We start from the raw sequence: 14,644 nt of genomic DNA, 5'->3' as shown, positions 1-14,644 counted from the left end.
AATGATTATTAATTTTTTGCAGGGCGAATAATGCAACAGGACAAGCCGGATGTAGTCGCAGCAATCGACCTGGGATCGAACAGCTTCCACATGATTGTCGCGCGTCTCGACGAGACAGGTACGCTGAAGGTTCTCGACAGGCTGCGTGAGTCAGTACGGCTTGGCGGCGGTCTTACCAAGAAGGGAAAGATCGACAAGAAGACACGTAAACGGGCACTCGATTGCCTTGAGCGTTTTGGTCAGCGCATTAGTGACCTGCCGCGTGGTTCGGTGCGCGTGGTGGGAACAAATACACTGCGTGTGGCGAAGAATTCGAGAGCCTTCGTGCAGAAGGCGGAGCACATGCTGGGCCACGAGATAGAGATCATCTCGGGACAGGAAGAGGCGCGTATTATCTTCCTCGGTGTTGCCCATGGCCGTGCGACTCGAAACGGCAAGCGACTGGTTGTCGATATTGGTGGCGGTAGTACCGAACTGATTGTCGGTGAAGGAGCCATCAGTGAGATTCGCGAAAGCCTGCATATCGGCTGTGTCAGCGCGAGCCGTGACTATTTTGAGGATGACAAAATCACAGAGAAGCGCATGGAAAAGGCTGAGATGGCTGCGCGGCTCACAATCTATCCCCATGCACATGAATTCCACAAGAGCGACTGGCAAGAAGCGGTCGGCTGTTCTGGCACAATCAAGGCGATCAGGAATATCGCCCAGGCAGAAGGCTGGTGTGACAGCGGACTGACACTGGATGCACTTTATGAAATGCGCGCTGCCATAATCAAGCAGGGTGATATCAGAAGTCTCAATCTGGCAGAAATGAAAGAGGACAGGAAGCCGGTCCTTCCCGGGGGGCTGGCAGTGTTGATCGCAGTCTTCGAAGCACTCAATATTTCACATATGCGGGTTTCCGACCTCGCCCTGCGTGAAGGTTTACTTTACGACCTCGTCGGCCGTATCAACCGCGAAGACGTACGCGATGCAACCGTCGATTCGGCTTTGCAGCGCTGGAGTATCGACAAGTCACATGCAGAAGCCGTTGCAGCTACGGCATTACAGCTTTATAGCCAGGTGGCAGATAAATGGAAGTTGAACACTGAGCGAGAGAACATGCTCCGTTGGGCGGCGTTGCTGCACGAAATAGGCCTGCAGGTTGCACACAGCAGTTTCCAGAAGCATGGTGCCTATATTCTTGCGAATGCCGACCTGCCGGGTTTCTCACGCCCCGAGCAGGAGTTGCTTGCAACCCTGGTTCTGAATCACCGCAAAAAATTCCGCTTCGACACTTTTCTCGACCTGGTTGAAACTGCGCAGACTGCTGGCTCCAGGCTTTGCGTTATTTTGCGCCTGGCAGCCCTGCTGCATCGGGGGCGTCCAAGCGAGTCGGGTCCCGATGTGGGTATCGAGGTTGATGGGATGGAAATCAAGTTGAGTTTTCCTGAAGGCTGGCTTGATGATCACCCTTTAACCAATGTTGATCTGAAGCGTGAGAAGGGGTACCTGAAACAGGCGGATTACCGATTGGTTTATCAGAAAACCTGATCTCGATCAAAACAAACAGTTATATATGGGCTATAATAATTCGTTTGACCCCTAGATAATTGACCAAAAAGGAGCGACTTGAGATGTCCAGCAACGTCCCTGATAAAGAACTGAAAAAGGTGATGGAAAAACTCACCAATCCCAAGAAAGTACTCGAATCACCCAGCGTGATTTCTGGAAAGGAGTTACTCCGGATCAGCTATGAAATGGGTCAATACCCCTATGCTGAAAAGATGACGACGAAGCAATACGAGCACGAAAAGCACTTGCTGCAGACCGAGTTGCTCAAGGTCCAAGCGTGGGTTAAGGAGTCGGGTCAGAAGATTCTGGGCGTTTTCGAAGGGCGCGATGCAGCTGGCAAGGGTGGTACCATCAAGCGTTTCATGGAACACCTCAATCCTCGTGCCGCACACGTGGTTGCTCTCGAAAAACCAAATGAGAGAGAGATGGGGCAGTGGTATTTTCAACGCTATATAAAACACCTGCCTACCAAGGGTGAAATGGTCTTCTTCGACCGTTCCTGGTACAACCGTGCCGGTGTAGAGCGTGTCATGGGCTTCTGTACTGATGAAGAGTACCTTGAGTTCCTGCGCCAGGCACCCCAGATCGAACGTATGCTGGTGCGTTCAGGCATTATCTTCTACAAGTACTGGTTCTCCGTTACCCAACAGGAGCAGTTGCGCCGTTTTCACTCCCGTCGCCATGACCCGCTGAAGCATTGGAAACTGAGTCCGATTGATATCCAGTCTCTCGACCGCTGGGGTGAGTACACCGAAGCAAAGAATGCGATGCACTTTTATACAGATACTGCAGATGCGCCCTGGACCGTGATCAAGTCGGATGACAAGAAACGTGCACGTCTCGCCTGTATGCGTCACTTTCTGTATAACCTTGATTATCCTGACAAGGACACTACCATTGCATGCGCTCCGGACCCCCTTATTTGCGCTTCGGTGAAAGATGCCTACGGCAAAGGGGAGGAGTGATGGCGAGTGTAAAAAACAGCAGCGCCAAGAGCCGAAAACGCGTGGTTGAATTACAGTCCGCCATTAAAAAAGCGGAAAAGTCCGCAGAGAAGGCCGGCAAAGCCGCGAAACGCGCATCCCACTCTGCAAGCAAGGCGAAAAAGGCTCGCCATGAGGCGATTGATGCGATCAAGGAGATGCGCAGCGAAAATCGTGAGACACGGGCGAAACTGGAGAAATATGCCAAGCAGCGGGCGAAAGATGCCTTGCGCAAGAAAGAGGCAATCAAGAAAGCCAGGAAGGCGCTGAAAAAGAAGTTGAAGAAACAGGCTGAAGCCGACAAAACGAAGGCAAAAACAAAGAAAGCCAAGGAAAAAGCAAAGAAAAAAGGCAGTAAAAACAAGAAGAGCAAGAAATAGGGCGATCTTTGCAATGCAACTTGATCAGGCCTTGCGTGACTTCGATCGCGATCATCTCTGGCACCCATACACCAGCCTGACGAATCCACTTCCTGTTTACCCCGTCTCATCAGCAGACGGGGTCATGCTGACATTTGATGACGGGCGCCAGGTCATTGATGGCATGGCCTCGTGGTGGTGTGTCATTCATGGCTATAACCATCCACACCTCAACCAGGCAGCAAAGCAACAGATCGATGCCATGTCGCACGTGATGTTCGGCGGGCTTACGCATCAGCCGGCTATCGAGCTTGGACAAAAGCTGGTTGGCATGACGGCAGAGCCACTTGAGCATGTTTTTCTGACCGATTCCGGCTCAATCTCCGTTGAAGTAGCACTGAAGATGGCGCTGCAATACTGGCAGGGTGTTGGCAAGCCAGACAAACAGCGTTTTCTCACTGTGCGTGGCGGTTACCATGGTGACACCTTTGGCGCCATGTCTGTGTGTGATCCTGTTGGGGGTATGCACCAGCTGTTTCAGGGCATGTTGCCGCAGCAGCTGTTTGCGCCTCGACCTGACATTACTCCGGGTGATTCCTGGTCGGATGATGCGATTAGCGATTTTGCTGAATTAATCGACAGGTACAGTGATGAAATTGCGGCGGTTATTCTCGAGCCGGTTGTGCAGGGTGCAGGGGGTATGCGTTTTTACCATCCGAACTACCTGCGCAAGATGCGTGAATTGTGTGATCGACATGATGTACTACTGATCTTCGATGAGATTGCAACAGGATTTGGCCGTACCGGAAAACTCTTCGCATACGAACATGCAGAGGTGACCCCCGATATTCTCTGTGTCGGCAAGGCAATCACTGGCGGTTACATGACACTCGCAGCGACCATTGCCACGGACAAGGTGGCGAAAGGTGTTTGCAGTGATGACATGGTCTTTATGCACGGACCTACCTTCATGGCAAATCCGCTCGCCTGCGCTGTTGCCAATGCCAGTATTGAACTGTTGCTCGAAAGTCCCTGGCAGAGTCGCGTGCAGTCAATCGAGTCACATTTCAACACTGCACTGGAACCACTCAGGGCACTGGATGCCGTGGCGGATGTGCGCTCACTGGGTGCCATCGGTGTGGTTGAGATGAAAGAATCGCTAACTGTTTCGGCAGTACAGGAAGCACTGATCGATGAAGGTGTCTGGCTCAGGCCATTTGGAAAACTGCTTTATGCCATGCCTCCCTACGTGATGGAGCAAGAGCAACTGCATAAGGTGACGGATGCGATGTCCAGAGTAGTAAACAGACTCTAGATTGATTCTGATACTCTCTGGTATTCAAGCAGGGTGACCAGTTCCGATACTGGCAGGGGCTTGGAGAACAGGTAACCCTGGGCATAGTGGCAGCCGATGTTTTTCAGATATTCAAACTGTTCCCGGGTTTCCACACCTTCAGCCACGATACGCAGTTTATAGATCTCGGCAAGATTCAGAATGATCTCAACCATTTTTCTGCGTGTATCATCTTGACTGAAAATACCGGCGACAAATGAACGATCGATCTTCAGACTATTGACCGGATAGTTGATTAACTGACTGAATGCGGTGTAACCGGTACCAAAATCATCAAGCGACAGGGTAATGCCCAGTTCTCTGAGACGACGGAGTATGTCGACACTTTTGACATTATCTGCAACCAGTGCTGTTTCGGTTATCTCGATTTCAAGATATTTCGGGTTTATGCCATGCTTTTTGAGTGTTTTTGCAACAATCTGCGGGTATTTGTCTGTATGCAGTTCGGCACCAGACATGTTGACACATAGAACGCCGTCAAATCCAATCTGCTGCAGGTTTGTTAATTCATGCAGGGCGTTCTCGAGCACCCATTTATCCAGCCATTTGATGCGTCCTTTTGATTCTGCAACAGGAATGAATTCGTCCGGTCCAATACCTTCAAGCGATGGATGGTTACTACGTAACAGGGCCTCAATACCGACAATTTTGAGTGTCTGGCAGTCGTAAATTGGCATGTAGACGAGATGGAAGCTTTTACTCTCGATTGCCTCGGACAGGCCGCTCTCTATTTTCTGGCTTCTGTAAACAATTTGCGAGATCTCATCGGTGAAAAACTGGAAAGTATTACCACCAGAACGCTTTGCTTCGTTCATTGCCACTTCAGCGTCCCTTAACAGTGTGGATTCCTCTCCTGATTCATTCTGCGAGACAGCAATCCCGATGCTGGCATGGATAGGGTGGACCAGGCCACCTGCTTCAAAACCACCGTCGAACTGCATAAGAATACGTTGTGCGATGGCAGCTGCATCGGCCGGGTGTTTCAGATCCGACAGCAGGACAACAAACTCATCACCGGCCAGCCTGGCAAGATTCCCGCTTTCACTCTCACCCTCACCATCTCCCTTGGCGACCAGGTCTCTTGTACGTACTGTATGTTGCAAACTCTCGGCAAAAGTCACCAGCAGTTGATCACCAGTCTGGTGGCCATAAAGATCATTGACTGTATGGAAGTTGTCGAGGTCGATGTAGAGTAAACCGAGATACTGATGTTTGCTGTGGGTTCTTGGCACGATGCGCGCAAGCTTGCGCTTGAAGCTGTTGCGGTTGGGTAGCCCTGTGAGGCCATCATAGTATGCCAGTTTGTGCAGATCCTGGTTATGCATTGCCTGAATCGTACGGTAGGCCTGCTGTTCATAATGCAAGCCGATCAGGGAGATGATATAGAGGAGTGTGAGAGTGACGATAAAACGTGTTGCAGTCGTTTGCGAGTACTCGGCGGTAATGAAGTCAGAGAGCGGAGTAAACAGCAGCAGGGTGCTGATAAGAACGAGAGTACCACCAGTAATAGCGGCTGATCGAAATACGTTGACAGAAAGAGTCGTGATAAGAACCGGGTAAATCCACAAGATGCCTGTGTTATCGCGGCCTCCGCTTATCAGCAGATAGAGGCAGAAGAAGATGATGATGATATTCAGGCTGGTCATTGCACGGCCTGAATTGTCTGATCGGCGGTAAGTGAGGAATATGAGCAGGATGACCAGTGAAAAAGCCAACAGCATTCCACCTAGCCTGTAGTTCTGATCAGCAAGGTTGACGAGGCTGAAAATCAACAGCAGCAGTGCACCTATCGATGACAACAACTTCCATAACTGAAAGCGTTTATGGCTGCGGATATCAGGCAGTTCATGACTCAACTTTTTCACTTTACCTTTCTACAAGGTCCGGTATATGAAAATATAACCTTAATTACAGTTGGGAAATAGTTCCCACTAATAAATATGCTTTGATCATAATACCAATCAGCACAAAGGGGAAGCAGTAAACCTGAATAAAATTAACGCTTTGAAGTGTTTATTGGAGGGGTTCTTAGTTTGGAACTGAATCCATGTAGTCGCGTGCGGGCTGCATGACAGCGCGTCCGGTGGGTGTCAGTTTTGCATGTTGTTTAACGACACCGTAGCCGTTTTCGAAATTGACTTTGTCAGCCTGCATGTGGCTTGTGGCAAGTTCAAGTTGAGGTTGGGTGAGTTGACCACTATTGATCAGCTGCGACATGGCCCAGTGCATGCGGGCAGAGACCCAGGTGGCGTGGTAGATGCCATCCATTGGACGCGGATCAAACCGCAGAGGTGACGGGAAAAGTTCATCGTCACTGTTGCTCACGAGCATTTCATCCCTGCAGAAGCCAAACAGCAGCATGTGGGCGCTTTCATGGGCAAGTACCTCGAGCAGGGCGATTTCATTTTCATGCGACAGGGCGTTAAGAAATAATCCACCCCACATCATGTAGCTTGATCCGCCATCAAAGCGGTAGTCACTCTCAGAGTCAGGAACGACCATGATGATCTGGCTGATAAGCGCATTGATTTCACCGGCAAGTTCGGGAATCGTGCTCTCCATCAACTTCATTGTCTCCCCGAGCCTGGAGGTGAAGGTTTCGGTTACCTGTTGCGATGGTGCCGTGATTGGGAATTCTGTGTCCGGATCTGAACCCATCAGTTGCTTCATCCTCTCGGCCTGCCTGGCTAGCAGGGGTGAATCGAGAGGTGCTATTTGTGGTGTGTTCGTGACGGGCTTTTCCTGTAGTAGCTCTGCGAGCAGTCCTTCAGCTTCTGCAAAATTCCCGGCAAGCAGTATCTTGACCAGTTCGGTGTAAATCGCAAAAGTCGAGGGAGGATATTTCTCCCCCTGTTTCAGTCGAGTTGCGATGTTCTGCAACTGCTCCTCGTTAAAGCTGATTTGCCCCCTGATCTGATCAGCGATGTGTTCAAGGCTCTCGCCAAGCAGGGTACGCATGCGGTGGTCAATCAGCCTGGCGCGTTGTGCATCTGGTGCAAATCGAAAATCATTCATGGGAAAGTTGGTCTGCAGGTGGAAGTGAAGTGATGAATAATTCAGAGTAAAGCAGCCGGTGATTCAAATTGAATGCACCGGCTGTTTAGAATGGCTTTTTTGACCAGTTGCTGCCGGTCCTTGATTACATGGTTTTAACGCCAATTTTTCCTAAACCAATCTTGGCAGGAAGTATTGTCGCTGGTGCAGGTGGAACCTTGCCGCCCCCGCCAATTTTTGATGCGATGCACTTTTCCTTTACTTCTTCTTCTACAATTTTGTAGCCATATAGCTTGGATAGGTCGAGGTTGATGCTCTTGCTATCGTTCATGGTTGGTCTCCTCAGGCAGGTAATATTATTTCGTTATGTGATATTTATTCAGGATTATCCTGAACTGGCTCAACTATATAAGATTGCAAGAGGCGCAACAACTGCCTGAATCTGTCACTGTTCTCCATTTCGCCTGTCTCAGGCGCATGAGCAATCTCCTCATCAATGATAGTTAGCTGATTAATACTGTCTATCGGGAGTCCCGTGGCGAGGAATTCATCACTATCTATAGCGATGACCAGCGCTTCAACAACGCGATTCATCAGCAGGGAACGGCATTTTCCAAACAGGTTAGGGGCTGCAATATGAATTTCATCGCCAGTTGGGTAGCGGTTCACAATGTGACTGGTCATGAAGCAGTCGATACCCTTGCCTACATATGATTTCTGGCAGTCAATTGCTGCAGGCACGCTTTTTTTTCCGACGAAAACCTCAACAGGAATGCGGCCATTTCCCGGAACATGATTCTCAATAAATTGTGCGAGTGCACCTTCAAGTTTAAATCCGGTCCGGTGGCTGCCAAGCAGGGGCGCAAAATTGACTTCGTTAATAATAGCGCCATTGTTGTGCCAGGGGACGCTGACATCCGGGGTAATTAAATCGATACCAGCAGAATCCAGTCCGAAGAGCTCTGCTGCCTGAATAGCAATCTCGCGGTTGTGCGGGTGGATATTGTCACTATGATCGTCACTGGCGCCGCCCCAGGCAGTCGCTTCAATTCGTCTGAGGGGCGCACGTTCTCCTTCAGCAGGTATGCTCGACATATCGAATCCGGCCTGCTTGAGAGACAGAAGCGCCTCCTGGTCGGAAGGGCAGGGTTTCAGTCTTCGCCAGGGTAACTTTTTCAATTCTGTATTGTTGGCCGTCTCGATCAACTCGGCAACAGTGTGGATGCCATCACCAGTGACGGATTTTGCCAGCCTGCTATTGGCATACAGCACTTCACCATTGGAGACATAGATACGATGGCAGACGCCTGCCACTTGCTTTTCTACCAGTACTCCTGGTGAAAGTTTGTGCGCCTCCCTGTAGGCATGCAGCAACCTGTTGTTGTCATGGATATCGACAACAATGCCTTCGCCACGCTCACGGTCGACTGGTTTGATAACGACAGGCCAGCCAATACGCTGTGCCGCGTTGATTGCCTCCTGTTCATTATTCACAAATATGTGCTGTGGTGCAGGTAGGCCAGCCTGTTCCAACAGGGTTGCGGTAAAGCCTTTGTTGGTGCTGAGTCGCGAGCCAATCACAGAGTCTGAGTCAACCGCAGAGCGATCGACAAGTCTGGCCTGTTTGCCCCAGCCGAGTTGATAGGTGCCCTTGCCAATGTGATGGAACGGGATTCCCTTGTGATGGGCGTTAGCGAGCACCGGTACCGTAGACTCTCCGCCGGGCACCATTTTGTATGTTTGTTTGATAAAGTTGTCAAGCAGTTGCTGCAGAATAAGTGCAACATTCCGTGGTTCTGTGCCGTTCTTTGCAACAGCCATAAACACACGGTTGGCTGCCTGGTAGGCGCGCTGAAGCGGAATAGTCGATATGTGATCAAACCAGGGCACAATGATACGCACGGCATAGTGGCCGTCCTGGTTCTGTGTCGCTTTGATCGCGAGGATTTTACCTGGATCGAAAACAGGGGCCCTGACCGCTTGTAACAATTCTCTGCTGAGTATCATGAGACGCCAGGCCACTTCGGTACATGCGTGCTGCTGCTCATTTAGCTTTTCAGCATCTATCACTTGCTTGCCGCTTGGTTCAACTTCGAAATTATCAAGCAGAAATTTGTCGAAATTGACCAGGTGGGGTGTCATCAAAGGGTTGATTGCCAGAGTCAGTATCTTGCCGGGTTGGCGAATACCTGCAAGGTATGTGCAAGTCTGCTCTGTTCTTATACGCTGTTGATGAGGCATTTCAGGGAGGTGTCGAGTGAACAGGGAATGACAGGAATCTGTATGAAATGCCGGATTGATAAATCAATCCGGCATTGTCACTTCCTAAACGGCGTCGAATGCCTGCGAGATATCGGCAATGATGTCATCGATGTGCTCAATACCGATACAAAGACGGATCATCTCCGGTGATACGCCTGCCTTGGCCTGCTCTTCTTCATTCAACTGGCGATGAGTTGTAGATGCGGGGTGGCAGGAGAGGCTCTTGGCATCACCGATATTGACCAGTCGCTTGATCATTTTCAGTGCATCATAGAACCTGACGCCTGCTTCGTAGCCACCCTTGATACCGAAGGTCATCAGTGACGATGGCCTGCCATCAAAGTATTTCTGTGCCAGATCGTAGTACTTGTCGCCTTCGAGTCCCGCGTAATTGACCCATTCGACTGATGGATGATCCTTGAGGAACTGGGCCACGGCTATGGCGTTGTCACAGTGGCGTTCCATGCGCAGCGATAGCGTCTCGATACCCTGCAACAGCATGAAGGCGCTCATTGGCGAGAGTGCGGAACCCGTGTTACGCAGGGGTACGGTACGCGCGCGGCCGATAAAAGCGGCTGGCCCAAATGCTTCTGTATAGACGACGCCGTGATAGGAGGGTTCCGGATTATTCAGAACCGGGAAACGCTCCTTGTTCTGGTCCCATGGGAACTTGCCGGAATCGACAATGATGCCGCCGAGGGTGGTGCCATGTCCGCCCATGTACTTGGTCAGTGAGTGCACCACGATGTCCGCGCCATACTCGATTGGATTCATCAGCGCCGGAGTCGCAACAGTGCTGTCGACAATCACGGGTACGCCATGAGAGTGCGCCATTGTCGTGATTGCTTCCAGGTCGACAATATTGCCAGCAGGGTTACCGATTGTTTCACAGAAGACTGCCTCTTGGTTTTGTCATCAATCAGCTTGGCAAGATCCTCTGCGCTGTCACTCTCGGCAAAACGCACATCGATTCCCTGCTTGGGCAACATATGTGCAAACAGGGTATAGGTTCCACCATAGAGCTGGGGTGTTGCAACGATGTTGTCACCCGCTTCGGCAATCGTCAGGATTGCATAGTTGATGGCGGCACTGCCTGCGCTGACCGCGAGAGCGGCAATTCCACCCTCAAGGGCTGCAACTCGCTGTTCCAGCACATCCCAGGTGGGATTCATGATGCGCGTGTAAATGTTGCCCGGAACTGCAAGATCGAAGAGGTCGGCGCCATGCTGTGCATCATCGAACTCGTAGGCAACTGTCTGGTAAATTGGCACAGCAACAGACTTGGTTGTCGGGTCTGTCTCATAGCCTGCGTGGATGGAAAGTGTCTCTTTTTTCATGGTGGTATCCTCGTCTTTTTTAATTATCTGTGTGTTGATACTACAGGTATTTCAGCCAGTCTTTATTCTTGTCACCGAATGCCAGGAAGTGGGGGTTCAACAGCGACTCCTTTGCATTGTATTTCAGTATTTCACCCTGCAAGTCTGTCACCTCACCACCAGCCGCAGTGACGACAGCATGTGCAGCTGCGGTGTCCCACTCGGAAGTTGGCCCAAGGCGCGGGTAGATATCTGCCTTGCCCTCTGCAACCAGGCAGAGTTTTAGTGAGCTGCCCATTGAGACCAGTTCATGCTCTCCGAGCTTCTCGAGGTAGCGCTGCAGGGATTCGCCTGCATGCGAACGGCTGCCTGCAACCCGTAAGGGTGCCTGTGCCTGTGATGTGACCGAGATTTCTGTTCGCATACCATCCTCGACAACAAAAGCCCCCTTGCCTGTTTCACCTGCATAGGTACGACCACTGACCGGTACGTGCACAACACCGAGTATCGGAGCGTGATTTTCGATGAGGGCGATGTTGACCGTGAATTCACCGTTTTTCTTGATGAACTCCTTTGTGCCGTCGAGCGGATCGATCAGCCAGTAGCGTTGCCATCCTTTTCGCTCACTAAAATCTGTCTCGGCTGACTCTTCCGACAACAGTGGAATCTCCGGTGTTAGCTGTGCCAGTGCATCAACGATGATGTGATGTGCTGCCAAGTCTGCCTCTGTCAGGGGTGACTTGTCTTCCTTCTCGTCGATCTGGAAGTCACGTGCATAAATCTCAAGTATCGCCTTGCCAGCGGTTTCGGCAATCGCCATGACCTGATCGATTCTGGTCTGTGTCATTTTGTCTGTAGTCAGTTGTCGGTTATGAAAGAGAGCCATGTTGACAGAAAAGTGACCACTTTGTCATGTCTGTGGGTTCGATTTCTCAATCGAGCCGGAATCAGCGACAATGCACCATTACCCGATAACCCCTGAATAGCATGGATCAACAACAGATACCCGACTGGCAGCAGATCGATACCATTTTTCTCGATATGGATGGCACCCTGCTGGATCTCTATTTCGACAACCATTTCTGGCTGGAACACCTGCCGATGCGATTTGCCGAGGAGGCCTCGATTGATATTGAGGCAGCCCGTGCACATCTGTCTGAGCTCTACCAGAGTCGCCAGGGCACTCTCGACTGGTATTGTATTGACTACTGGGGTGACAAGCTGGGGCTGGATATTCTTACCCTGAAAGAGGAGGTTGATCATCTCATTCGCATGCATCCGCATGTCGAGGAGTTTCTGCACAAATTACGCGCATCAGGTAAAACAGTCGCCCTTGTGACCAACGCGCATCCGGGCACCCTGGCGTTCAAGCTGGAACGGATACCGATGGCTGACTATTTCACGCACCTGGTTTCGTCACATGAATTCGGCCATCCCAAGGAGTCACAACAGTTCTGGGAATCACTTCAAAAACATTTACCGTTCGAGCGTGAACGCACACTCTTTATTGATGACTCCGAGGCGGTATTACGCTCAGCACGTGAATACGGCATCGGGCACCTGGTCGCAATTTCGCAGCCGGACAGCCAACTGCCCGGCCAGGCGCTGGAAGACTTTATCTCCATCAGCAACTTCTCAGAGCTGCATAAGCCGTCCTGATTTTCGGGAAATCAGAGAGGGATGAGGCTTTTTTTCTGTAGGAGCCCCGTCCTCGGGGCGATTGCTTTGGTATGGCTGCGGTTCCTGTTAAGATTGCGCTATCCACACTATGTGTTTTTCATCGCGGCGAAGACGCCACTCCTACAGCCAACGACGACCGAGTTAACTACCAACAATGCCACTCCTGACGCTGCGTGACATCTCGCTCCAGTTCAGCGGGCCTCCGCTGCTGGACCATATCAATCTCGTTGTAGACGCAAGGGAGCGCGTTGCGCTGATCGGGCGAAATGGTGAGGGCAAGTCGACCCTGCTCAAGGTGATCGCAGGACTCCAGCCTGCTGACGACGGCCTGATCCAGCTTGGCTCGACTCGTGTCAGTTACATGACCCAGGATGTGCCGCGTGATATACACGGCAGCGTCTTCGATGTTGTCGCCGGGGGACTGGATGACAAGGCCGATTTGCTGACTGACTACCATCATGCAGTCGTTGCAATCAGCAGTGATGCCAGCGAAGCGGCCCTGGAACGATTGTCGCGTGCCCAGCAGGCACTCGAAAATGCCGATGGCTGGCAGCTCGAGCAGCAGGTTGAAACTGTTTTGTCCCGTCTTAACCTGGATCCCGATGTCGGTTTTGATTCCCTTTCAGGTGGTTTGAGGCGCCGCGTGCTACTGGCGCGTGAGCTGGTCAAGTCACCCGATCTGCTGATCCTTGACGAGCCCACCAACCATCTCGACATTGAAAGCATCGCCTGGCTCGAAGAGTTTCTTCTCAACTGGTCTGGTGCATTGCTGTTTGTCACCCATGACCGTGCTTTCATGCAGAGCCTGTCAACACGTATCCTCGAACTCGATCGTGGACAGCTGACCGACTGGCCCGGTGATTACCAGAACTACCTGCGTCGCCGCGAGGAGAGAGCCAATGCCGAGGCGCTTGAGAATGCGCGCTTCGACAAGAAACTGTCGCAGGAGGAAGTTTGGATACGCCAGGGAATCAAGGCGCGTCGTACCCGTAACGAGGGACGTGTTCGTCAACTCAAGAAAATGCGCGAGGAGCTCAGCCAGCGGCGCAAGCAGCAGGGGAGTGTCTCGATTCGTCTGCAGGAAGCCGACAGATCCGGCAAGCTGGTTGCCGATGTCGACTCGGTCTCCTATGCCTGGGATGGCAAGCCTGTGATTCGTGATTTTTCGACACGTATTCTGCGTGGTGACAAGATTGGCATTATCGGACCCAACGGTGCTGGAAAATCAACCCTGTTGAACCTGCTGCTGGGTAAACTCGAGCCTGACAGCGGCACCATACAAAGCGGCAGCAACCTGGAGGTTGCCTATTTCGACCAGTTACGTTCGGCCCTCGATCTTGACAAGTCGGTGCGTGACAACGTTGCCGGTGGCTCAGACCAGGTTGAAGTCAATGGCAAGTCGCGTCATATCATCTCCTATCTGCAGGATTTCCTCTTCTCGCCCGAGCGTGTACAACAGCCGGCCAAGGCACTTTCCGGTGGCGAACGAAATCGCCTGTTGCTGGCAAAGCTGTTTACCAAGCCGGCCAACGTACTGGTGCTAGACGAACCAACCAATGATCTGGATATCGAAACGCTGGAACTGCTTGAAGAGTTACTTGTCGAGTATAAGGGAACCATCCTGCTGGTCAGCCATGACCGTGCATTTCTCGATAACGTGGTCACCTCGACGCTGGTTTTCGAGGGAGACTGCCGTGTGGCTTCCTATGTTGGCGGTTTCGAGGATTGGCAACGTCAGCGCCAGTCCGTGAAGGTCGCCAAGACGGAGCAGCCGCTGCCGGTTCAGAAGAAGTCAGCAGCAGCGAAGGAGCAGGCTAAACCGACCAAGCTCAGCTACAAGGATCAGCGTGAGCTGGAACAGTTGCCGGAACTGATCGAGTCTCTCGAGACGAAAGCCGAAGAGCTGCAGCAGTCACTCGCCGACCCTGCACTCTATCGTGACCGTCCCGATGAGGTGGCTGCACTGACAAATGAGCTGGATACCGTCAATGCCGAGCTTGAAACAGCGTATGGGCGTTGGGAAGAGCTGGATAGTCTTTAATTCGTCACCCTGGGCTTTGAACCGGGATTTATCAGCGGCAGTTCAAGCACTCAATGGATGTTGCCCCAGGGCCGGCATGAAGAGGATTGCTTTCCTGAAGG

Annotated in this window: 11 protein-coding genes and 1 pseudogene; 6 read left to right on the top strand and 6 right to left on the bottom strand. The window is 51.6% G+C overall.

Features of this window, described 5'->3' with window-relative positions; all coding sequences use genetic code 11:
- Positions 1–30 precede the first annotated feature (30 nt).
- The 4 genes from ppx (at position 31) to bioA (ending at position 4,211) form a co-directional block, all read left to right on the top strand.
- Positions 31–1,533, top strand: a complete 1,503-nt coding sequence (gene ppx / locus BOW06_RS00200) for an exopolyphosphatase (protein WP_078452910.1) — start codon at positions 31–33, stop codon at positions 1,531–1,533.
- 83 nt (positions 1,534–1,616) lie between these two features.
- Positions 1,617–2,519 carry a polyphosphate kinase 2 gene (gene ppk2 / locus BOW06_RS00195; RefSeq protein ID WP_078452909.1) on the top strand — a complete coding sequence of 301 codons (903 nt, stop codon included), beginning with the start codon at positions 1,617–1,619 and terminating at the stop codon, positions 2,517–2,519.
- The gene (locus tag BOW06_RS00190; RefSeq protein WP_043118455.1) at positions 2,519–2,917 is read left to right on the top strand and encodes a hypothetical protein; all 399 of its coding nucleotides are present in this window, start codon (positions 2,519–2,521) and stop codon (positions 2,915–2,917) included. Before ppk2 ends, BOW06_RS00190 begins: the two co-directional genes overlap by 1 nt.
- A 13-nt stretch (positions 2,918–2,930) precedes the next feature.
- Positions 2,931–4,211, top strand: a complete 1,281-nt coding sequence (bioA, locus tag BOW06_RS00185) for an adenosylmethionine--8-amino-7-oxononanoate transaminase (protein ID WP_043118456.1) — start codon at positions 2,931–2,933, stop codon at positions 4,209–4,211.
- Here bioA and BOW06_RS00180 read toward each other — a convergent pair.
- The 6 genes and pseudogenes from BOW06_RS00180 to cysQ form a co-directional block, all read right to left on the bottom strand.
- A complete protein-coding gene (locus BOW06_RS00180; protein WP_230209597.1) occupies positions 4,208–6,115 on the bottom strand; it encodes a putative bifunctional diguanylate cyclase/phosphodiesterase in 1,908 nt (635 codons plus the stop codon). The genes bioA and BOW06_RS00180 overlap by 4 nt on opposite strands.
- 163 nt (positions 6,116–6,278) lie before the next feature.
- Positions 6,279–7,265 carry an aKG-HExxH-type peptide beta-hydroxylase gene (locus BOW06_RS00175; protein ID WP_078452908.1) on the bottom strand — a complete coding sequence of 329 codons (987 nt, stop codon included), beginning with the start codon at positions 7,263–7,265 and terminating at the stop codon, positions 6,279–6,281.
- A gap of 124 nt (positions 7,266–7,389) precedes the next feature.
- Positions 7,390–7,575, bottom strand: a complete 186-nt coding sequence (locus BOW06_RS00170; RefSeq protein WP_043118458.1) for a hypothetical protein — start codon at positions 7,573–7,575, stop codon at positions 7,390–7,392.
- A gap of 44 nt (positions 7,576–7,619) precedes the next feature.
- Positions 7,620–9,485: an ATP-binding protein gene (locus tag BOW06_RS00165; RefSeq protein ID WP_078452907.1), complete on the bottom strand. Its 1,866-nt coding sequence runs from the start codon at positions 9,483–9,485 to the stop codon at positions 7,620–7,622.
- Positions 9,486–9,569: 84 nt separating this feature from the next.
- Positions 9,570–10,843, bottom strand: a pseudogene (locus BOW06_RS00160) (O-acetylhomoserine aminocarboxypropyltransferase/cysteine synthase family protein).
- A 40-nt stretch (positions 10,844–10,883) separates the two neighbouring features.
- Positions 10,884–11,669 (bottom strand): 3'(2'),5'-bisphosphate nucleotidase CysQ, encoded by a 786-nt coding sequence (gene cysQ / locus BOW06_RS00155; RefSeq protein ID WP_043118464.1) that lies wholly within the window; start codon positions 11,667–11,669, stop codon positions 10,884–10,886.
- 140 nt (positions 11,670–11,809) lie between these two features.
- On the opposite strand from cysQ, the gene yrfG reads away from it, so the two are divergent.
- Together yrfG and BOW06_RS00145 are read left to right on the top strand one after the other, a co-directional pair.
- Positions 11,810–12,481 carry a GMP/IMP nucleotidase gene (yrfG, locus tag BOW06_RS00150; protein WP_043118465.1) on the top strand — a complete coding sequence of 224 codons (672 nt, stop codon included), beginning with the start codon at positions 11,810–11,812 and terminating at the stop codon, positions 12,479–12,481.
- A 175-nt stretch (positions 12,482–12,656) separates the two neighbouring features.
- Positions 12,657–14,543 carry an ATP-binding cassette domain-containing protein gene (locus BOW06_RS00145; protein WP_043118467.1) on the top strand — a complete coding sequence of 629 codons (1,887 nt, stop codon included), beginning with the start codon at positions 12,657–12,659 and terminating at the stop codon, positions 14,541–14,543.
- The last annotated feature ends 101 nt before the right edge of the window (positions 14,544–14,644 follow it).

It is taken from the genome of Solemya velum gill symbiont (assembly GCF_002020255.1).
In the GTDB taxonomy this organism is placed as follows: domain Bacteria; phylum Pseudomonadota; class Gammaproteobacteria; order Chromatiales; family Chromatiaceae.
Note: the sequence above shows the minus strand (reverse complement) of the source record. Positions and strands in the feature narration are given on the sequence as shown.